The organism is Halomarina rubra, from assembly GCF_023699475.1.
GTDB lineage: Archaea > Halobacteriota > Halobacteria > Halobacteriales > Haloarculaceae > Halomarina > Halomarina rubra.
In genome coordinates this window covers 723,188-742,967 of the sequence record NZ_JALXFV010000008.1, presented here as the reverse complement: position 1 = coordinate 742,967, position 19,780 = coordinate 723,188, and the positions used below count along the sequence as shown (strand labels likewise).

21 protein-coding genes are annotated in these 19,780 nt (G+C 68.8%); 11 read left to right on the top strand and 10 right to left on the bottom strand.

Going from position 1 to position 19,780, the window contains the following annotated elements; translation table 11 throughout:
• Window positions 1-45: 45 nt before the first annotated feature.
• The 3 genes from purD to M1L36_RS18825 form a co-directional block, all read right to left on the bottom strand.
• Window positions 46-1,341: a phosphoribosylamine--glycine ligase gene (gene purD, locus M1L36_RS18835; RefSeq protein WP_250875282.1), complete on the bottom strand. Its 1,296-nt coding sequence runs from the start codon at window positions 1,339-1,341 to the stop codon at window positions 46-48.
• 131 nt (window positions 1,342-1,472) lie between these two features.
• Window positions 1,473-2,891: an FAD-dependent oxidoreductase gene (locus tag M1L36_RS18830; protein ID WP_250875281.1), complete on the bottom strand. Its 1,419-nt coding sequence runs from the start codon at window positions 2,889-2,891 to the stop codon at window positions 1,473-1,475.
• 98 nt (window positions 2,892-2,989) lie between these two features.
• Window positions 2,990-3,346, bottom strand: coding sequence for a VOC family protein (locus M1L36_RS18825; RefSeq protein WP_250875280.1), 357 nt, complete (start codon window positions 3,344-3,346; stop codon window positions 2,990-2,992).
• Window positions 3,347-3,458: 112 nt separating this feature from the next.
• Between M1L36_RS18825 and M1L36_RS18820 the strand changes: the two genes are divergently transcribed.
• Window positions 3,459-5,600, top strand: a complete 2,142-nt coding sequence (locus M1L36_RS18820) for a thioredoxin domain-containing protein (RefSeq protein ID WP_250875279.1) — start codon at window positions 3,459-3,461, stop codon at window positions 5,598-5,600.
• Between the two features lie 28 nt (window positions 5,601-5,628).
• On the opposite strand, the gene M1L36_RS18815 is transcribed toward M1L36_RS18820, so the two are convergent.
• A complete protein-coding gene (locus M1L36_RS18815) occupies window positions 5,629-6,000 on the bottom strand; it encodes a thioredoxin domain-containing protein (protein ID WP_250875278.1) in 372 nt (123 codons plus the stop codon).
• Between the two features lie 128 nt (window positions 6,001-6,128).
• Here M1L36_RS18815 and M1L36_RS18810 point away from each other — a divergent pair, with 128 nt between their 5' ends.
• Complete coding sequence (locus tag M1L36_RS18810) at window positions 6,129-6,332, top strand: hypothetical protein (protein WP_250875277.1); 204 nt, start codon at window positions 6,129-6,131, stop codon at window positions 6,330-6,332.
• A gap of 124 nt (window positions 6,333-6,456) precedes the next feature.
• On the top strand, window positions 6,457-7,500 hold the full coding sequence (locus tag M1L36_RS18805; RefSeq protein ID WP_250875276.1) for a PLP-dependent cysteine synthase family protein: 1,044 nt from the start codon (window positions 6,457-6,459) through the stop codon (window positions 7,498-7,500).
• A 39-nt stretch (window positions 7,501-7,539) separates the two neighbouring features.
• Here the strand turns inward: M1L36_RS18805 and M1L36_RS18800 are convergent, their stop codons facing one another.
• Window positions 7,540-8,019: an acyl-CoA thioesterase gene (locus M1L36_RS18800; protein ID WP_250875275.1), complete on the bottom strand. Its 480-nt coding sequence runs from the start codon at window positions 8,017-8,019 to the stop codon at window positions 7,540-7,542.
• A 225-nt stretch (window positions 8,020-8,244) separates the two neighbouring features.
• Between M1L36_RS18800 and M1L36_RS18795 the strand changes: the two genes are divergently transcribed.
• The 5 genes from M1L36_RS18795 (at window position 8,245) to M1L36_RS18775 (ending at window position 12,866) form a co-directional block, all read left to right on the top strand.
• The gene (locus tag M1L36_RS18795; RefSeq protein ID WP_250875274.1) at window positions 8,245-8,502 is read left to right on the top strand and encodes a HalOD1 output domain-containing protein; all 258 of its coding nucleotides are present in this window, start codon (window positions 8,245-8,247) and stop codon (window positions 8,500-8,502) included.
• 93 nt (window positions 8,503-8,595) lie between these two features.
• Entirely contained in the window at window positions 8,596-10,308 is a 1,713-nt protein-coding gene (locus tag M1L36_RS18790; RefSeq protein ID WP_250875273.1) for a TraB/GumN family protein, read from the top strand.
• Window positions 10,305-10,952 carry a zinc metalloprotease gene (locus tag M1L36_RS18785; RefSeq protein ID WP_250875272.1) on the top strand — a complete coding sequence of 216 codons (648 nt, stop codon included), beginning with the start codon at window positions 10,305-10,307 and terminating at the stop codon, window positions 10,950-10,952. Before M1L36_RS18790 ends, M1L36_RS18785 begins: the two co-directional genes overlap by 4 nt.
• A 74-nt stretch (window positions 10,953-11,026) precedes the next feature.
• Window positions 11,027-12,034, top strand: a complete 1,008-nt coding sequence (purM, locus tag M1L36_RS18780) for a phosphoribosylformylglycinamidine cyclo-ligase (RefSeq protein WP_250875271.1) — start codon at window positions 11,027-11,029, stop codon at window positions 12,032-12,034.
• 166 nt (window positions 12,035-12,200) lie between these two features.
• Window positions 12,201-12,866, top strand: a complete 666-nt coding sequence (locus tag M1L36_RS18775; RefSeq protein ID WP_250875270.1) for a DUF7344 domain-containing protein — start codon at window positions 12,201-12,203, stop codon at window positions 12,864-12,866.
• Window positions 12,867-13,001: 135 nt separating this feature from the next.
• Here M1L36_RS18775 and psmB read toward each other — a convergent pair whose 3' ends face one another.
• Together psmB and M1L36_RS18765 are read right to left on the bottom strand one after the other, a co-directional pair.
• Window positions 13,002-13,709, bottom strand: coding sequence for an archaeal proteasome endopeptidase complex subunit beta (gene psmB, locus M1L36_RS18770; RefSeq protein WP_250875269.1), 708 nt, complete (start codon window positions 13,707-13,709; stop codon window positions 13,002-13,004).
• A gap of 111 nt (window positions 13,710-13,820) precedes the next feature.
• The gene (locus tag M1L36_RS18765) at window positions 13,821-13,994 is read right to left on the bottom strand and encodes a hypothetical protein (RefSeq protein ID WP_250875268.1); all 174 of its coding nucleotides are present in this window, start codon (window positions 13,992-13,994) and stop codon (window positions 13,821-13,823) included.
• A gap of 259 nt (window positions 13,995-14,253) precedes the next feature.
• Here M1L36_RS18765 and M1L36_RS18760 point away from each other — a divergent pair, with 259 nt between their 5' ends.
• Window positions 14,254-14,613 (top strand): DUF555 domain-containing protein, encoded by a 360-nt coding sequence (locus M1L36_RS18760; protein ID WP_250875267.1) that lies wholly within the window; start codon window positions 14,254-14,256, stop codon window positions 14,611-14,613.
• A gap of 38 nt (window positions 14,614-14,651) precedes the next feature.
• On the opposite strand, the gene M1L36_RS18755 is transcribed toward M1L36_RS18760, so the two are convergent.
• The 3 genes from M1L36_RS18755 to M1L36_RS18745 all read right to left on the bottom strand — a co-directional run bounded on the left by M1L36_RS18755 (window position 14,652) and on the right by M1L36_RS18745 (window position 18,223).
• Complete coding sequence (locus tag M1L36_RS18755) at window positions 14,652-15,863, bottom strand: M20 family metallopeptidase (RefSeq protein ID WP_250875266.1); 1,212 nt, start codon at window positions 15,861-15,863, stop codon at window positions 14,652-14,654.
• Window positions 15,864-17,420, bottom strand: coding sequence for an APC family permease (locus M1L36_RS18750; RefSeq protein ID WP_250875265.1), 1,557 nt, complete (start codon window positions 17,418-17,420; stop codon window positions 15,864-15,866).
• Between the two features lie 89 nt (window positions 17,421-17,509).
• Window positions 17,510-18,223 carry a helix-turn-helix domain-containing protein gene (locus M1L36_RS18745; protein WP_250875264.1) on the bottom strand — a complete coding sequence of 238 codons (714 nt, stop codon included), beginning with the start codon at window positions 18,221-18,223 and terminating at the stop codon, window positions 17,510-17,512.
• A 148-nt stretch (window positions 18,224-18,371) separates the two neighbouring features.
• On the opposite strand from M1L36_RS18745, the gene M1L36_RS18740 reads away from it, so the two are divergent.
• On the top strand, window positions 18,372-18,920 hold the full coding sequence (locus M1L36_RS18740; protein ID WP_250875263.1) for a CBS domain-containing protein: 549 nt from the start codon (window positions 18,372-18,374) through the stop codon (window positions 18,918-18,920).
• Between the two features lie 109 nt (window positions 18,921-19,029).
• Window positions 19,030-19,776, top strand: coding sequence for an MBL fold metallo-hydrolase (locus M1L36_RS18735; RefSeq protein ID WP_250875262.1), 747 nt, complete (start codon window positions 19,030-19,032; stop codon window positions 19,774-19,776).
• The last annotated feature ends 4 nt before the right edge of the window (window positions 19,777-19,780 follow it).

Here is a 19,780-nt window from a genome sequence, read left to right as displayed (position 1 = left end):
GTCCGGCGGGTCCGGTCGCCCCGGCGGTGCGGAGGGTTCCGGTGGTCAGTCTCGCGAGCGCAACTCGGCGACGTGGTCGATGCGGCGCTGGACGAGGGCCTCGGTGCCGACGTCGTGGCGGACCCTGAGTCCGTCGCCGAGTGCGGCGAGCGCGCTCTCGGCTTGTTGTTCTGCGGCCGCAATCGACTCGGCGACGCCGACGACGGCGAACGACCGGGAAGTGGTGGTGTAGATGCCGTCGTCGCGGTCGTCGACGCTCGCGTAGAACAACTGTGCGGGGTGGACGCTCGCCTCGTCGACGCTCACCCGCTCCCCGCCGGCGGGGTCTTCGGGGTAGCCTTCGGGGACGGCGTACTTACAGACGGTCGCGCGGGCGGCGAACGTGAGGTCCGGGAGCGACTCGCCGTCGCGTGCGGCGGTCAGCACGTCGAGGAACGGCGTGTCCAGCACGGGCAGGGTGTTCATCGCTTCGGGGTCGCCGAAGCGAGCGTTGAACTCGATCACCTTCACGCCGTCGGCGGTGAGCATGAACTGACCGTAGAGGACGCCGCGGTAGTCGTCGAGCGCGTCGACGGTCGCCTCTACGACCCGCGTGGCCTCGTCGAAGTCCTCGTCCGTGAGGAACGGGAGGAGGAAGCCGGCGTCGGTGTAGCTGCCCATCCCACCGGTGTTGGGACCCTCGTCGCCCTCGTAGGCGCGCTTGTGGTCCTGGACGGCGGGCGAGACGCGGAACTCGCCGTCGGCGACGAACGCCTGGACGGTGAACTCCTCGCCGACGAGACGCTCTTCGAGGACGACCCGGTCGTGGTCGGCCTCGCGGAGGTACTCTTTCGCCTCCGCTTTCGTCACCTGGTCGCCGGTGACGCGGACGCCCTTCCCGCCCGTCAGGCCGGCGGGTTTCACCGCGAGGTCGCCGTCGTAGGCGTCGATGTACTCACACGCGGCCTCGGTGTCGTCGAACGTCTCGAAGTCGGGACAGCCGGGGATGTCGTGGTCGCGCATGAACCGCCGCTGGTAGGCCTTGTCCGTCTCGATGCGGGCCTGTTCGGCGCGAGGGCCGAACGCGTAGACGCCCGCGTCTTCCAGCGCGTCGACGACGCCCGCGGCGAGGGGTGCTTCGGGACCGACGACGGCGAGGGTCGCCCCCACCTCTTCGGCGAAGGCGACGACGGCCTCGGGGTCGGTCTCGTCGAGCAGTTCGACCCGGTCGGCGAGGCGCGCGACGCCGGGGTTCCGGTTCGACGCGCAGGCGTAGAGCGTGCAGTCGTCGGCTAGCGCGCGGGCGATGGCGTGTTCCCGACCGCCGCCGCCGACCAGCACCACCGTCTCGTCTGGGGCCATACGCGACAACGATGCGCATGAGGACGTAAGAGTTGTTCTTCCGGTCAGCCGTTCTATACATATCCGTGTTGGTCTCCGCCGGTGAGACGGTCGCCGGATGCGCTCCGTGGGACACTCGTCACGAGACCGACTCACTCGTCGAGCGCGCCGGCGAGCACCTTCGCCGCCGTCAAGACCGGGTCCCACACCGTGGAGAACGGCGGCGCGTACGCCAGGTCGAGGCGTTCGACCTCGGCGACGGTCATCCCCGCGTGCAGCGCCGTCGCCACCGTGTCGATGCGTTTGGCGACCACGTCCGCACCGACCATGCCCGCGCCGAGCAGTTTCCCGGAGTCACGGTCGGCGACCATCCGGACCGTGATGGGGGCGCGACCGGGGTAGTACGAGGCGCGCGACCCGGCGGTGATGGTCCGAGCGACGGGGTCGAAACCCAGCGAACGCGCGTCCTCGGCGTCGGTCAGCCCGGTCCGGGCGACTTCGAGGTCGCCGACCTTGGTGACCGCGGTGCCGACGACGCCGCCACCGACGGTCGGGTCACCGGCGACGGTCCGGCCCACCGCTCGCCCGTGACGGTTCGCCGCGAGCGCTAGCGGAACGTACCGCGGTTCGTCGGCGACGACGTGATGCACCTCCGCACAGTCGCCCGCGGCGTAGACGTCCGGGCGGTTCGTCCGACGGTAGGCGTCGGTCGCGATGGCCCCCGTCTCGCCCAGTTCGACGCCCGCGTCGACGGCGAGGTCCGTCCGGGGTCGGACGCCAGTCCCGACGACGACCATGTCGACCGGGACGCTCCCCTCTTCGGTCTCGACCGCGCTCACTTCGCCAGCGTCGGCGGCGAGGCCGGTCACCGACACGCCGAGGTGGAGGGTCACGCCCAGTTCGCGCAGGTGGTCCTCGACGACGGTGGCGACGTCGGCGTCGTACCCCGAGAGGACGTGGGCAGACCGCTGGAACAGGTGGACGTCACAGCCGCGCGCCCGGAGGACGTCCGCCATCTCCAGACCGACGTAGCCCGCGCCGACGACGCCGATTCGCCGAGGGTCACGGTCGGTGAGGAAACTCGCGACGGCCTGGCCGTCTCTGTCGAGGTCGAGGGTCTCGTCGGGGCCGCCGTCCAGTCGCTCGCGGATGGCGTGGGCCTCGTCGAGCGACCGGAGCGTGAACACACACGAGAGGTCGGTGCCGTCGACGGGCGGCGTGGTCGCCGCCGCGCCCGTCGCGAGCAGGAGGTGGTCGTAGGACTGCTCGAACGTGTCGTCCTCGCCGCGGACCGTCACCGTCCGCGTCTCGGGGTCGACGGCGAGCACCTCGTGGTACAGTCGGAGGTCGATGCCGCGCTCATCGACGAACTCCTCGGGCGTGACGGCCACGAGTTCGTCCAGGTCCTCGACGGTGCCCTCGATGTAGTACGGCATCCCACACGCAGAGTACGAGACGTAGCCACCCTTCTCGAAGACGACGACGTCGAGGGCCGGTGCGTCGCGTTTCGCCTTGCTCGCCGCACTCATCCCCGCCGCGTCCCCGCCCACCACCACGAACGTCTCACTCATACGATAGCTGTGCGCCGGACGAACATGAACGGTCTCTCGGCTGTGCACGCCTCACGCATCGACTTCGGGCGGGGTTCGACCGGCCGACGACGGTCGGCTCAGTCGATGACCTGGCCGAACTCGACGACGTTCCCGTCCGGGTCGAACGCGAGGCTCGCACGCTCGCCCCACGGCATGTCCCGTGGCGGGGGTACGTCGAGGCCGCTCGTGCGACAGGTCTCGTAGAACCCGTCGAGGTCCGTGCAGTCGAGTCGGACGTGGAACTGCCCCTCCTCTAGGCTCAACAGCGTGAGGTGACCGTCCCCGATGCGGAGGCGGGCGACGGTGCCCGGTTCGTACTGGATCGTCTCGACACCCGGGAGTCGTTCGTAGAACTGCAGCGACCGCTCGACGTCGGCGACGTGGAGCGTCAGACCACCGAGCGACGCGCCCTCGACGCCCGTACCCGTTCCCATACTACACGGACACCGGACAGCCGGAAGTACGTTCGCCATGTTCGAACTGACTGTCCCGTGAACCGGCGCGTCCGACGGACACCGATTTACGGCCCGCGGGCGCATCTCGGGTATGCCCGACACCGAGACCAATCGGCTCGCCGACGCCGCCAGTCCGTACCTCCGGCAACACGCGGACAACCCGGTCCACTGGCAGCCGTGGGACGACGCGGCGCTCGAAGCGGCCCGCGAACGCGACGTCCCCATTTTCCTCTCCGTCGGCTACTCGGCGTGTCACTGGTGTCACGTCATGGCCGAGGAGTCGTTCGCCGACGAAGCGACGGCCGACGTGCTCAACGAGCGGTTCGTCCCCATCAAGGTCGACCGTGAGGAACGCCCGGACCTCGACCAGTTGTACCTCACCATCTGTCAGCTCGTCAGAGGCAACGCCGGCTGGCCGCTGTCGGTGTGGCTCACCCCCGACCTGAAGCCGTTCTTCGTCGGGACGTACTTCCCGCCCGAACCGCGTCGCGGGATGCCGGCCTTCCGAGACCTGCTGACCGACATCGCCGACTCGTGGGACGACCCCGACGACCGCGAGGGGATGGAACAGCGCGCCGAGCAGTGGACTCGCGCCATCGAGGACGAGTTGGAGGACGTGCCGACGCCCGACGACGTTCCGGGGTCGGACCTCCTGTCGGACGCCGGTGCGGCCGCCGTCCGCGCCGCCGACCGCGAGCACGGCGGGTTCGGCACCGGACAGAAGTTCCCCCAGCCCGGTCGCCTCCACCTCCTCGCGCGTGCCTCCGACGCGACCGACCGCGAAGTCTACCGCGAGGTGCTCGACGAGACGCTCGCCGCGATGGCCTCGCGGGGCCTCTACGACCACCTCGGCGGTGGCTTCCACCGCTACTGCGTCGACCGCGAGTGGACCGTCCCGCACTTCGAGAAAATGCTGTACGACCAGGCCGAACTCACCCGCACGATGCTCGCCGGCTACCGGCTCACCGGCACGGAGCGGTACGCGACCGCCGCCCGCGAGACGCTCGACTTCGTCGGACGTGAGTTGACCCACCCCGACGGTGGGTTCTACTCGACGCTGGACGCGGAGAGCGAGGTTCCGGCAGGAGCCTCAGACGATACCGCCGACCACGGGAACCGCGAGGAGGGCGCGTTCTACGTCTGGACGCCCGAGCAGGTCCACGCGGTGCTCGACGACGAGGAACTGGCCGACCTGTTCTGTACCCGCTACGGCGTCACCGACTCCGGAAACTTCGAGCGCGGGACGACCGTCCTCGGCCTATCGCAGTCCGTCGAGACGCTCGCCGAGGAGTTCGACCGCTCTCCCGAGGAGGTGGGCGAGGGTCTCGCGACCGCCCGCGAACGACTGTTCGACGCCCGCGAGGAGCGTCCCCGACCGCCCCGCGACGATAAGGTGCTCGCCGGGTGGAACGGGCTGATGGCCTGGGCGTTCGCCGACGGTGCACTCACGTTCGGCGAACGGTTCGCCGACACCGCGGCCGACGCGCTCGGGTTCGTCCGGGAGCAGCTCTGGGACGCGGAATCCGGAACGCTCTCGCGGCGCTACGCCGCGGGCCACGACGGAACCGCCGTGCCGGGGTATCTGGAGGACTACGCCTTCCTCGGACGTGGCGCGCTGGCGACGTACGAGGCGACGGGCGACCCCGACCACCTCGGATTCGCGCTCGACCTCGCACGGGCGCTCGTCGAGCGATTCTACGACGCGGAGAGGGGAACGCTGTACTTCACGCCGAGCGGTGGCGAGTCGCTGGTCGCTCGCCCGCAGGAGGTGTCGGACCACGCGACGCCGTCGAGTTCCGGCGTCGCGGTGTCCTTGCTGCTCGCACTGGACTCGTTCGCCCCCGGGGAGGGGTTCGCGGACGTCGCCGAAGCGACGCTCGAAGCGAACGCACGGCGGGTCCGTTCGAACCCGCTCCAGCACTCGGCGCTGGCGCTGGCGGCCGACGACTACACCTCGGGGCACGTCGAACTCACCGTCGCCGCCGACGGCTGGCCCGAGGGCTGGCGCGAGCGAATCGGCAGGACGTACCTGCCGCGACGACTACTGGCGCTCCGGCCCGCGACGGACGCGGCGCTCGACGACTGGCTGACGCAGTTGGGCGTCGCGGAGACGCCGCCCATCTGGGCCGGACGCGAGGCGAGCGACGGCCCGACGGCGTACCTCTGTGAGTCGTTCGCGTGTTCGCCGCCACAGACGGACCTGGGCGACGCGCTCGCGTGGCGAGAACAGTAGCGGCGAGAGCGGCGAGAAGACGACCCGCTCAGTGCTCGTCGAGGTGCTGGGCGACGAAGACCGCTGGCGGGACCGTGGCGTCTTCGACGTAGCGGAACAGCTCTTCGCCGTCGCGTTCGACCACGACCGTCGGGATGAGTTCGATACCGTACTCCTCGACGCCAGGGCCGACCTTCCCGTCCTCGCCACGTTCGACGGGAAACTGCTCGATACGGTCGACGGGGACGTCCGCGGCGTCGAGCGCGGCGGCGAAGTCCGGGAGCTGTTTGCGGCAGTCCTTACACCAGTCGCCGGCCCAGACCTTGTAGACGACGTCGTCGTGGTCGCGGAGCGTCGCGATGGTCTCCTCGTAGGCGTCGGCCGTCCAGACGGGGTTCGGCGACATCGTCTCCAGTTGCATAGCGGTGCTAGCTGGCCCGGTAGCTTAATTCGAACGTTCACGAGACGACAGTACTCGGTTCGGAGTACCAGGAGAGAACTTTGGGCGTAGTACTGTCGTTTTATAAAGGCTACGGTTGTGGGTAGGGTATGTCGATGCGCGACCGCATTATCGTGGTCTGTCGGAGTTGTGAGAAGCCGTACGTCGCGCGTCTCGGCAACGACGGGAACCTCATCCTCCCGGTTGGCGGACGGCAGTGTCCGTGTGGGGGCGAGGAGTTCGACCGTCTGGAGGCCGACGAGGAGTCCATTCACGCGTCCGACGACACGCTTCGGGCAGCGGACGACGACTGACTCCTCGCACGACGCGAACGGCAAAACTACCCTTCGGTGTTCGTTCACCGACGTCTTTCACCACCGACGAGCGACGCTGTCGCCTTCGTCACGTCTTTACTCGTCGGTCGGGTAGTCCCGTGACATGGACGAGAGCGTTCTCGACACGCTCGGGTCGCCGCTGGTTCGGGTCGCCGGCGTCCCCGGTGGGACGGTCGCCGCCAAACTCGAGTCGCGAAACCCCGGCGGGAGCGCGAAGGACCGCCCCGCTCGCGCGATGGTCGAGGCCGCCGAGGCCGACGGCACGCTGTCGCCCGGCGACCGCATCGTCGAGGCGACGTCGGGCAACACCGGCATCGGCATCGCGATGGTCGCCGCCGCACGCGGCTACGACTGCACCATCGTGATGCCTGCCTCGAAGTCGCCCGAACGCCGGGCGGTCATCGACGCCTACGGTGCGGACATCGAGCTCGTCGAGGGCGACATCTCCGCCGCTAACGAGCGCGCCGACGAACTCGACGCCGAGGGCGCGGTCCAACTCGACCAGTTCGAGAACGTCGCGAACCCGCACGCACACTACGAGACGACCGGCCCCGAGATTCTCGACCAACTCGACGGCCGGACGCCCGACGCCCTGGTCGCCGGCGTCGGCACCGGTGGGACGCTCTCGGGGGTCGGCAGACGACTCCGAGAGCGGTTCCCCGGCCTGGATATCGTCGCCGTCGAACCGGAGGACAGCGACGTCCTCTCCGGGGGCGACCGTCGCGAGGACACGTTCCAGGGGATGGGTCCGGGGTTCGTCTCGCCGAACCTCGACGTCGACCTCCTCGACTCCGTGGAGACGGTCTCGCTCGACGTGGCGGAACGGGAGTGTCGCCGCCTCGCCCGCGAGGAGGGCATCCTCGTCGGCCAGTCGTCGGGGGCCTCGTCCGTCGCCGCACGGCGCGTCGCCGCTCGTCTCGCGGCGGCGCGGGGGACGGACGAGACGAGCACCGACCGCGAGGAGCGGACCGCGTTCGTCGACCGACCGTCCGACCAGTTGCCCGTCGGCGTCGAGCGACCGGACGCGACGACCGACGGCGGCGACGGCGACGGGTCCACACAGGAGGACGACGACCGACCGCTCGTCCTCACCGTCTTCTGGGACAGCGGCGAGCGCTACCTCTCGACGGGCCTGTTCGACGACTGACGGGGAGCGCTCGCCGGTCTCGCGTCGTCGCGTGTCGACTCACTCGTCGAGTCTGTCGGCGACCGTCCGCAACTGTTCGCGCCGGTCGGCGACGGCGCGTTCGCGCATCTCCCGCTCGGTGTCGCTGTCGCAGGTGAGGTCCGGGACGGGCGTCGGTCGTCCCTCGTCGTCGAGTGCGACGAACGTGAAGAACGAGGTAGTCGTGTCGCGGTCCGGGCGGTCGCTGCGGGGGTCTTCGGCACGGACGTCGACCTTCACGTCGACGCTCGTTCGCCCGGTGTCGAACACGTACGCCTCGACGACGACCACCTCGCCTTGCTCGATGGGGGCGATGAAGTCGACGTGGTCCATCGAGGCGGTGACGACCTGGTCGCCCGCGAAGCGCATCGCCGCAACCGCGCCACAGATGTCCATCCAGTTCAACACCGCACCGCCCAGCGCCCGGCCCAGGTTGTTGGTGTCGTTGGGGAGCAGTATCTCGGTCATCTCCGTGTACGAATCGAGGAGTGCGACGGCCATACCGTCGCCTCACCGCCGACGCGCTTGAGCGCTTCCCATCTCACTGGGCCGACGAGAGGGGAACTCGGTGCGACGGGAGAGCCGACTTCGGGTGTCGACGACCGGCGGTCGCGACGCACCTCGTCAACCGACACCCTGGCTGACTATCAACGGTGAGAGAATCACACAAAAACTTATCATTGTACGGTCGAACGAACGGGTGGAACGCCAGTGGAGACCCCCACAATGAGTACGCTACAACACTCCGAGGAGGTGTATCGGGCCGAGGACGCGTCGCCGGTCGAACTGCTGGGACGCGCGCTCGACGACCTCTTCGCAGACACCCCGCCGGTGTACAACGTCGTCGACCCCGACGCACTGAACACGCTGTTCGAACCGCGAGCGGACGGCACGCCCCGCGTCGACGGCGCGGTCACCTTCTCCTATCGCGACCACGAGTTCGCGATCGACTCCGACGGCGAGGTCCGCGTCGAAGAGTTCTGACCCGGGCCACGGAGTCTCGGGGGGTCGCGCTCGCGAATTCTTCGCTTCTGCGGTGCGACACAGGTAAGAAGCCGGGACGGATAGCCGGGTGTAATGAGCGAGCAGGCCACGGAGCGTGGGAGCGTCCGGGTGGTCGGAACGGCCCACGTCTCCGCGGACAGCGTCGACGAGGTCGAACGCGTCGTCGCCGAGGAACGACCCGACGTCGTCGCCGTCGAACTCGACGAGGGGCGCTATCGCCAGTTGCAGGGCGACAGTCCCGACGACCTCGACGCGAGCGACCTGCTGCGGGGGAACACCGTCTTCCAGTTCCTCGCGTACTGGATGCTGTCGTACGTCCAGACGAAGATGGGCGAGCAGTTCGACATCCAGCCGGGTGCGGACATGCTGGCGGCCATCGACGCGGCCGAGGAGCACGGCACGGAAATCGCGCTCGTCGACCGCGACATCCAGGTCACCATCCAGCGGTTCTGGACGCGGCTGTCGGGCTTCGAGAAGCTGAAACTCGTCGGCGGCCTGTCGCTGAGCATCGCCCCGCCGAGAGAGGTCGGTGCGATGGCGGGGGCCGCCGTCGGCCTGTTCGTCGGGATGCTGCTGGGGACGTTCGGCAGCGGCCTCGTCGGACTGGACGCGCTCGCCGCGTCGCTCGGTCCCGTCGCCGGGGTCGTCGGCGGACTGGTCGTCGGCCTCGTCGCCGCCGTCGTCCTGTTCGTGTTCGTCGCGGACCTCGTCCAGGAGCGGTTCAGCGTGACGACCCGTGCGGTCGCGTCGCTCGTCGCCGGTCTCGCCATCGGCGTCGGTATCTGGGCGAGCGGCGGGGTCGTCGTCGGCCCGCTCGACCTCTCTGCGGCCACGCTCGAAGGGTTCGGCCGCGGTGCGCTCGTCTTCCTGCTCGGCGTCGCCGCCGGAGTCACCGTCTTCGGTCTCGCCGGTTTCCTCCTCGGTTCCATCCTCGGCGCGGGGATGGAGGGCGACGAGTACGAGGAACTCGACATGGAGACGCTGACCGACACCGACGTCGTGAGCGTGATGATGGAGGAGTTCCGCGAGTTCTCCCCGGCGGGGGCCTCGGCGCTCATCGACGAGCGCGACGCCTACATCGCGCACAACCTCGTCGCGCTGCGCGAGTCGGGGAAACACGTCGTCGCCGTCGTCGGTGCGGGCCACCAGAGCGGCATCGAGCGCTACCTCGACCACCCCGAGGAGCTACCGTCGATGGAGTCGCTGTCGGGCCGTGAGTCCGGCAGTCGGTTCTCGCTGTACAAGCTGGTGGGCTACCTGTTCACCGTCGGCTTCGCCGTCGCGTTCGGGTTGCTGGCGATGGCGGGGGCGCAGGACCGATTCCTGCTTGAACTGTTCGCGGCGTGGTTCCTGTTCAACGGTATTTTCGCGTTCTCGCTGGCGCGGGCCGCGGGCGCACACTGGCCGAGCGCGGCCGTCGGCGGCGGCATCGCGTGGCTGACGAGCGTCAACCCGTTGCTCGCGCCGGGGTGGTTCGCGGGCTACGTCGAGTTGCGCTACGCGGACGTCAACGTCGGCGACATCGGCCGGATGAACGAACTGTTGGGCGACGAGGACCAGTCCGTCGGCGAGATATTCACCCAGATGCGTCAGGTGCCGCTGTTCCGACTCATCCTCGTCGTCGCCCTGACGAACATCGGGTCGATGATTGCGAGCCTGCTGTTCCCGTTCGTCGTCCTGCCGTATCTCTCGCAGGACGTGGCGGGCATCGACGGCGTCGTCCGGCTGATGATACAGGGAGCCGAGAACAGCGTCGACCTCCTGCGGGGGCTGGTGGGCCTATGAGCGGCCGAACGCACACCGCGAACCGTGGGATTCGATTCAGCGCCAAGGAGCTCCAGGACCTCGCCGTCGCGTGGCTCGCGCTCGGCGTCGCGTTCATGTTCTTCCTGAACGGCGACCTCGCGACCGGGTTGCTCGCCGGGGACTTCCCGGTCGCGGAGGCGGCCCGTTCGTTCGGACTGTCGCTGGCGACGGTCGGCGTCGGCTTCCTGCTCCACGAACTCGCCCACAAGGTCGTCGCCATCCGCTTCGGCCAACTCGCGGAGTTCCGGGCTGACTACAGCATGCTCGCGCTCGCCATCGCCGCGGGTCTCGCGGGGTTCCTGTTCGCCGCGCCGGGTGCGGTGTACCACGGCGGTCGGCCCATCACGAAGCGTCAGAACGGTCTCATCGCGCTCGCGGGGCCGCTGACGAACGTCGCGCTCGTCGCGGTGTTCCTCCCGTTCGTGTTCCTGTTCGACGGCTTGCTCGGGACCGTCGGCGTCCTCGGTGTCGGCATCAACGCGCTGCTCGCGGGGTTCAACATGATCCCGTTCGGCCCCCTCGACGGTCGGAAGGTGCTGACGTGGTCGAAACCGGTCTTCGCCGGCTCGTTCCTGCTGTGCGGTGGGCTGGCGGCGGCCGTCTTCGTCGTCCTGTTCGGCTGAGAGTCGGACGAGGAAACTCCCGGTTCGATGGTCGTACCGATTCGTTTTTGGGGGTCTGCTTCGCGCACTCGACTATGACCGAAGACGCCGACACGTCCGAGTCGCCGGCCGACGACGAGCGGATGACCTACTCGGAGAGCGGCGTCGACATCGCCGACAGCGAGGCGGCGACCGCCGCGCTCGTCGGTGCCATCGGCGAGACGGCGGGCGACTACGCCGGTCTCGTCGACCTCGGGGACCGGTACCTCGCGCTCGCCACCGACGGCGTCGGGACGAAACTGCTCGTCGCCGAGGCGCTCGGCGACTACTCGACCATCGGCGTCGACTGCATCGCGATGAACGTCAACGACCTCGTCGCCGCGGGGGTCACGCCCGTCGCGTTCGTCGACTACCTCGCCGTCGACGTCCCCGACGACGACACCGCCGAACAGGTCGGGAGGGGTCTCGCGGCCGGGGCCGCCGAAGCGGGCATCGAACTCGTCGGCGGCGAGACCGCCGTCCTCCCCGACGTCGTCACGGGTCTGGACCTCGCGGGGGCGTGTGCGGGCATCGCCGAGAAGGGTGACCTGCTGCCGGGAGCGGCCGAATCGGGCGACGCGCTCGTCGGCGTCCCCTCCTCGGGTATCCACTCGAACGGGTTGACGCTCGCTCGCGAGGCGGCGACCGCCGACCACGACTACACCGACCCGTTCCCCCTCGACGAGTCGAAGACCGTCGGCGAGGTGCTGCTCGAACCGACGCGCATCTACACCGACCTGCTCGACGCGCTGCACGACTGTGACGCCCACGCTGCCGCCCACGTCACCGGTGGGGGCTGGACGAATCTCACTCGCATGGGCGACCACCACTACGAGGTGACCGACGCGTTCGACCCACAACCGGTGTTCGAGTTCGTCCAGACGGCCGGGAACGTCGCCGACGAGGAGATGTACCGCACGTTCAACATGGGCACCGGGTTCGTCGTCTCGCTCGCCCCGGCGGAGGCCGACCGGTTCGTCGAGCAGGTCGAATCGGCCCGTCGTATCGGGACCGTCGAAGACGGCGACGGCACCGTCTCGATTCGTGGCTTGACGCTGTCGTAACGCTCACGAAAGAATCATATGTCAGCACTCGCAGGGACCATCTACAAACCGACTCGGTCGAAAACACTTACCGACCGGCCGTGAGCCGGCCGCGATGGGCTTCGGGCACCCGCGTACTCGGGTGGTTTCGACCACCGGACGGGGACGCACCAGCAGGAACACACCAATGACGTCCGACATCACCACCATCGACGTGCTCGCACTCGCCACCGTGCCTAACGGTGCTGCGCCAAACAGTGCGACCCTCGACCAGTTCTACGCCGTTCTCGCCGACGGCCGCCGCCGTCGCCTCCTCGACCACCTCGCCAGCGTCGGCGAGACGACGTTCGACGACCTCGTCGATGCGTTCGCCGGCGAGTTCCCCGAGCGCGAACGGCTGGCGAACCTCCTGTACCACGTCCACCTGCCGAAACTCGTCGCCGCGGGTATCGTCGACTCCCGGGACGGCGTCGTCACCTACGACCCGCCGGCGGGGTTCGACCACCTCTACGAGTTCGTCGACGCGAACGCGAACGTCGAGCGAGCGACCCACGGCGCGGACGAGGGGTTCGACCTGCTCGCGGACTACCGCCGTCGCGAGGTGTTGGCGCTGGTCGACGAACACCACGAGATAACGCTCCCGGACGTCGCCGACGAGGTGGCCATCGAGGAGTTCCAGACCTCCATCGTCGAGATTCCTCCCGACGACGTCCTCGACGTCTACCTCTCGCTGTACCACGACCACGTCCCGCGACTGGAGGCGGCGGACCTCGTCGAGTACGACCAGGAACGGGACCTCGTCGCGCTCAGCGCCGAGGGGGCCTCTCACGCCGCCTCCGCCGTCGACGAGTAATCCGTCGGCCGAGGGGACGACCACTCTCGAACCCACGCTCCCTACGCTCTCGGTAGCGTCGCGACTGGTCGAGCGAGCGCTGTGCGGTCGGGAGAGAACGGAGAACGGCCGAGAGTGGTCGGTTTCTGGGGGCGCTCAGAGGACCTCGGAGAAGTCCTTGTGACCGTTGATGTCGACACCCTCCTCGGTGACCTCCGCGAGGAAGACGCCGTTGCCCGACCCGGTGTCGCGCTCGACGGCGGCCTTGACGGCGCTGGCGGCGACGGACTTGGCCTCCTCGTTCGAGAGGCCGTCCTCGTACTCGCGTTCGAGCGTCCCGTAGGCGACGGTGAGACCGGACCCGGTGACGGTGTAGTCGTCGGCCATGACGCCGCCGGCCGGGTCGATGGAGTAGACGTGGTGGCCCTCGTCGTCGACGCCGCCGAGGATGGGGTTGATGGCGAAGAACGGGCCGCCGCGGGCGAAGTTACCCGCGAGCGTCGAGAGCGCCTGCATACTCATCTGCTCGCCGCGACGGGCCTCGTAGAGGTCGACCTCCGCACGGAGGTTGCGGATGAACGACTGCGCGCCGCCGACGGAGCCGACGAGCGTCAGGGCCGCGGTCGGGTGGATCTGCTCGACCTTCTGGACGTTCTTGTTCGAGACGAACCGGCCGCCCAGCGAGGCGCGCATGTCCGTCGCGATGACGACGCCGTCGGTAGTCGTGATGCCGACAGTCGTCGTCCCGGTCTGGTTCACCTTCTCGGCGTCTTTCTCCTCCATCTCGGGGAGGCTGCCGACTTCGGGGCGGTAGATCGGTGGTTCCCAGTCGCGCCGGTCTTCCACGCTAGATTCGCGGTACATTACCGTCGTCTACCCGGGCGGCCCGGAAATAGGTTGCCCAACGGGACGCCGTCACCCGAACCGAGCGCCCGCTCGTGGGGCGAAAATACGGAGAACTTGGGACGGGTCCGCTCAGTGGTTCTTCGCGCGGTCGTACGCCCCGCCGACCCGGGCGACGACGCGGTGGTACGGGAAGCGGACTCCGACACGACTCGCCAGCACCGCCACCGGCATCAGCAGGATGCCGGCGAACAGACAGCACTGGTACAGGGCGAACAGCAGTAGGGACCGAACGTGATTGAACATCGGGTTCCTCACCGCCTTCTGAACACGGACCCTTATATACGCCTTGTGGCTACGCATTCGGTCGGAAGAGAGAGGACAGTGCCGCAGTGTAGCGATTCAACCGGGCCTGTCTCGGCATCAACTGCACCTGTCTCGAATCGGCGAATCCGGGTAAGCCGCACTCCGGTGTGCCGCGCGTTCGCCATAACTTATGCGACGCTTCGCGGTACCGTGCGCGCCAAACCACAAGGGCCGAATGGGTAGCCCCCGACTCGACGGTATGAGCAACTACCTGGTCGCCATGGAGGCGGCGTGGCTGGTGCGGGACGTGGACGGTATCGACGACGCCATCGGCGTCGCGGTGAGCGAGGCGGGCAAGCGCCTCAACCAGAAGGACATGGACTACGTCGAGGTCGAGGTGGGCGGGACGCCGTGTCCCGCCTGTGGCGAGGCGTTCGACTCGGCGTTCATCGCCGCCGACACCGCGCTCGTCGGCCTCCTCCTGGAGATGAAGGTGTTCAACGCCGAGGGCGAACAGCACGCCCAGCGCATCGCCAAGAGCGAGATCGGTGGCGCACTCCGGAAGGTTCCCCTCAAGGTCATCCAGACGTTCGACATCGAGGACGAAGACGAGGACTGAGCGGAGGGGGCGGTCGCCGCGACCGGCCGCCGAACCGCTCAGCCGAGGTACGACGCCGCACCCGCGGTGACGATGCGTGCCACCTCGACGACGTCGTCCGTGTAGACGAACTCGCCGGCGCTGTGGATGTTCTCGCCGTCCGGCCCGACGATGACCGTCGGGAGGTCTGCACGGTCGCCGAAGTAGTTGAAGTCGCCGACGCTGGAGAAGTAGCCCACCTCCGGGGCGACGCCCGCCACCTCGCGGGTCGCCCCGTCGAGCGCCCCCACCAGCGGGTGGTCGGGGTCGGTGACGTACGGGCCGTAGTAGACGTCGTCGGCCGGTGCCTCGCGAAAGTCCACGTCGACCTCGCTGTCGAGGTCGAGCGACTCGATGGCGGCCTCGGCCTGTTCGCGCACCACCGCCTTGGTCTCGCCGGGGACGACGTGCCGGTCGGCCATGAGGCGGGCCGACTCCGGAACCGAGAGCGTCTGTCCCCCGCCCTCGACGAACAGCGGACAGACCGACCCGTCGCCCAACTGCGGGTGGGAGTCCACCTCGAGTTCGTCGAGCGCCTCCGCGACGCGGCCCGCGTCGACGACCGCGTTGACGCCCTTCTCGGGTTGCGAGCCGTGAGCGGCGCGGCCGGTCACCTCGACGTCGTAGAGGAATCGCCCCCGTGCGCCGAGGACGAGCGCGGGGTTCTCGACGTCCGACTGACAGAGGATAGGGCCGGGTTCGGTGACGACGGCGGCGTCGCAGTCGTCGGTGTACCCGTCCCGTACGAGCGCGTCCGCGCCCAGACCGTACGGTCCTTCCTCGTCGACGACGGCGGTGAACAGCACGTCGCCCGCGAGGTCGACGTCCGCGAGCGCCTCGAACGCGACCATGATGGCGGCGAGGCCGCCCTTCATGTCGCAGGCACCCTGTCCGTACAGCTTCCCGTCCTCGATACGCCCCGAACAGGGGTCTTCGTCCCACGCCTCGACTATCTTCACGGTGTCCACGTGGGCGTTCAGGAGCAGCGTGGGTGCGTCGGGGTCGTCGCCCACCAGACGAGCGACGACGTTGTCGCCCTCGAACCCCGTGATGTCGGGTTCCGAGACGTGGTGGTAGTCGGGGTCGAGGTCGCGGTCGTCGAGCCAGTCGTAGACGAACTCGGTTATCTCGGCCTCCTCGAAGTACGGGCTCCGAATCCGCACGAGGTCCTGGAGCAGGTCGACGGTCGCCTCGGCGTCGACGGTGTCGGCGACGGACCGTGGGTGAATCATCTAATCACCCGCCCCCGGACTCGGCGTGCGGTCGTCGCTCGCTTCGGGGTCGTTCTCCCGGATGTCCGGGTTCCACTCGTCGCTCGGGACGCCCGGCAGCGTGTCGAGGATGGCTCCGACGTCGGTGCCCCGCTGGTTGCCGAGGTACCAGTACACCCCGAAGATACCCAGGCCGACGAGCAGCCACGGGACGTAGATGCTGAGCGTCGGGATGGTCTCGTTGACGACCCCGGCGGCCTCCAGGAGCGCCCCACGCGAGAGCGCGTCGAACACCGCGCCGTAGTCGACGGCGAACACGCCGAGCCAGTTCGCGGCCTGCGTGAGGAGCGCGGCCGCACCGACCGTCGCGACGCCGATCGAGAGGTAGAACCACGTGCCCGGCTGGAACGCGGCCCGCGAGCCGATGTCTGGGCGTTTCACGTAGACGTACCCCGCCGTCAGCGAGACGGTGAGGTACGCGATGAGGTAGCTGAACGTCGCGATGGCGAGCGCCCGGTCGAGACCGCCCGACCAGAACGTCAGGCCAGCGGCGACGAGGTACAGCGTCAGCAGCGACCAGTGGGGCGTCCGGAACCGTTCGCTCACGGCGGAGAACTGCTTGGGGAACACCTCGTCCCAGGACCACGAGTACGGCATCTTGATACCGGCGGCCATCACCGCGTGGACACTGGAGGCAGTGGCGAGCAACCCGCCGAACGCGACGATGCCGGTCCCGATATCGCCCAGGAACACTTCGGCGGCGGTCGCCAGCGGGCGGTCGGAGTTCGCCAGCACGGTGTAGTCGCCGACGACGCCGTAGATGACCGCTGCCGTCAGCATGTAGAGGACGATGAGGATGGCCGTCCCGCCGACCATCGCCAGCGGGAGGTTCCGACCGGGGTTCTTCACCTCCGCGCCCATCTGAGCGGCGACGGCGATGCCGATGTACGCGTAGAACAGCGGCACCGCGGCGGCGACGAACCCGTCCAGACCGCCCGTGAAGAACGGCTGGTAGTTCACGGTGTCGATGGAGAACAGTCCCGGGACGACCAGGACCAGGATGGAGACGATGAGGAACCCGAAGATGAGGTTCTGGGAGACGCTGTAGCCCTTCGTACCGACGAGGTTGACGAGGAAGAGGACGGTGAGCAGCGCGAAGCCAGCACCGACCGTGAAGTCGACGCCGAACGGGAGCACCACGTTCGGGTAGAACACCTTGAGGTAGCTCCCGAACCCGATGGCGAGGACGGCGTCGGCGGCCATGTACCCCAACCACTTCGACCACGTGACGACGAACCCCGGTAACCGGGAGTCGAACGTCCGGGAGATGTACGTGTACGACCCCGCCGCTCCGGGGAAGATGGTCGCCATCCAACTGTAGTTCGTCGCGATAGCCATCGCGAGCAGGCCCGACAGTGCCACCACCAGGATGACGCTCGGACCGGTCGTGCTGCTGGCCGTGCCGAGCGTGACGAACAGTCCCGCACCGAGCGTCCCGGCAACCACCGTGGCGACCGCCCCGAGCGGCCCCATGTTCCGGGCGAGACTGTTGTCGGCGCTCGCACCCTCTGAAGACATGTGCTACCGTCTCTCACCGTCGTGTGTTAACTCCCGCACCTAGCATGATTGGGTCGTCGGGACGAGGTCACGACCCGCCGACGGCCCGCTCACTTCGAGCGTTCGCCGAGGAGTTTCGCCTCGGCCTTCCGGAGGTGTTCGAGCAGCGTCGCCTTCGACAGCCCCAGTTCGTCGGCGAGGTCGGCCGCCGAGACGTCGCGGGGCCAGGTGTAGTAGCCGCGCTGTCGGGCGAGTTCGAACACCTCGCGCTGGCGCTCCGAGAGGTCGTCGGTCGAGAACATCCCCGCGCCGACGCCTTCGCTCGCGGTGCCGATGTGGCTGACGCGGATGTCCGCGTCGTGTTCGGCGCGAACCTCCTCCAGAGCCGCCTGCACCGCCTCGCGGTCCTTCCGAACCACGACCGTCCAGAACTCCCGCCCCCCGACCATCCGGACCGGTTCGTCGGGGATGAACCCTCGCGAGACGAGCGCATCGTTGATGCTGTTGTGGATGTCGTAGGTGACGATGAGACCCTGAGTCGCGCTCCCCGGCGCGAGCGCACCGTCCTCGACGGTTCGGGGCTGGGCGACACTCCAGACGGACTCGGTGAGCGAGGACGCCCCGATGGCGTCGATGAGCGCGGCGAGGTCCGCCGTCGTGTCGGCGAACGCCGTGAACCGGCCCTGCGCACGGCCGTCGACGTGGTGGACGCCGTGACCGAGCAGACCGGCCGGTACCTCGTCGGTCACCTCCAACGTCCAGCAGTTCGGGTGCCAGATGTCGAGTGTGAGCCGCGCACCACCCTCCGACTGTCCCTCACCCATGTCAGTTCCTACCAGTCGGTCACTACACAAAACACCTCGCGTTCCACCGGGTCGCTCCGAGAACGCGACCGCTGTGGCCCAGCGACTACCGAGCGTCGGGCACCCGCCGACGGAACACTTTTGAATAACCCTCGGTTATCGGTGGCGTATGAAGCTGCCGACGCCAGCGGACCTCCGCGAACGGCGTCACTCGTTGGAGTTGACCCAGAGCGAACTCGCCGAGCGGGCGGGGGTCTCTCAACCGCTCATCGCCCGCATCGAGGGCGACGACGTCGACCCGCGACTCTCGACGCTGCGTCGCATCGTCGAGGCGATGGACGCCGCCGAGGGGGCGATTCGTCGCGCCGAGGACGTGATGCACGAACCGGTCGTCGCCGTCGCCCCCGACGACAGCGTCCGGGAGGCCATCGAGACGATGAGCGCCGAGGGGTACTCGCAGTTGCCCGTCGCCCGCGACGGCTACCCGGTCGGTCTCATCTCGACGAGCGACATCCGGCGGGTCGACGAGAGCGAAGGCCTCGGCGACCTCCCCGTCGCCGAAGTGATGCGCGAGGCGCTGACGACGGTCGCTCGCGACGCGACGCTCGACGAGGTGGACAACCACCTCGACCACCACGACGCCGTCATCGTCGTCGAGGGCGGGAAGATGCGCGGAATCATCACCGAGGCCGACATCGCGGCGGACCTCCAGTCCTGAGCGGCGGGTGGCGAGCGACGTCCGCCTCCGACCGCCTCGGGGCGGGCGGGTCGCGGCACCACCTTCCGCATCTGGGTCGCTTTTCTCGCTCGTCGCCGTACCGCCGGCGATGACGATACGACACGAGGGCCTCGCCGTCGACTGGTTCGGCTACGCGACGCTCCGCCTCGAATCGCCGACCGCGACCGTCTACCTCGACCCCGGTCGCTACGGCGTCCTCACCGGCGACTGGGAGCCGGACACCCCCGGCGTCGGCCACCCCACGCCGGTGGACTACGACGCGAAAGACGGGGACGTGGTCTGTATCACTCACGACCACCACTACGACTCCGACGCCGTCCGACGGGTCGCCGGGGACGACGCCACGGTCGTGGCCTTCGAGGCCGTCGACGCCGACGCAATCGACCGCGACGTCGACCCGCTCGACGACCTCCCCTACGAGGTCGAGCGGGTGGCCTACGGCGACTCGCTGACCGTCGCCGGCGTCGAGGTGACGGCGACGGCCGCGTACAACGACCCCGACGGCCCCCACACCCGCGACGACGGCACTCCCTACCACCCCGAGGGGTTCGGCTGTGGCTTCCACCTCGACGTCGACGGGACCGGAGTGTTCTGGCCAGGGGACTCGGACGCGCTCGACAGCCACCGGGCAGTCGACTGCTCGCTGTTCTGTCCGCCCATCGGTGGGTCGTTCACGATGGACCGCCACGAGGCCGCGGTACTCGCCGCCGGCGTCGAACCGGACCTCGTACTCCCCATCCACTACAACACGTTCCACGCATTGGAGACGGATTCGGGCGCGTTCGCGGCCGACGTCGCGAGCCGCGGGGTCCCGGTCGTCCTCGACGAATCCTGACCGC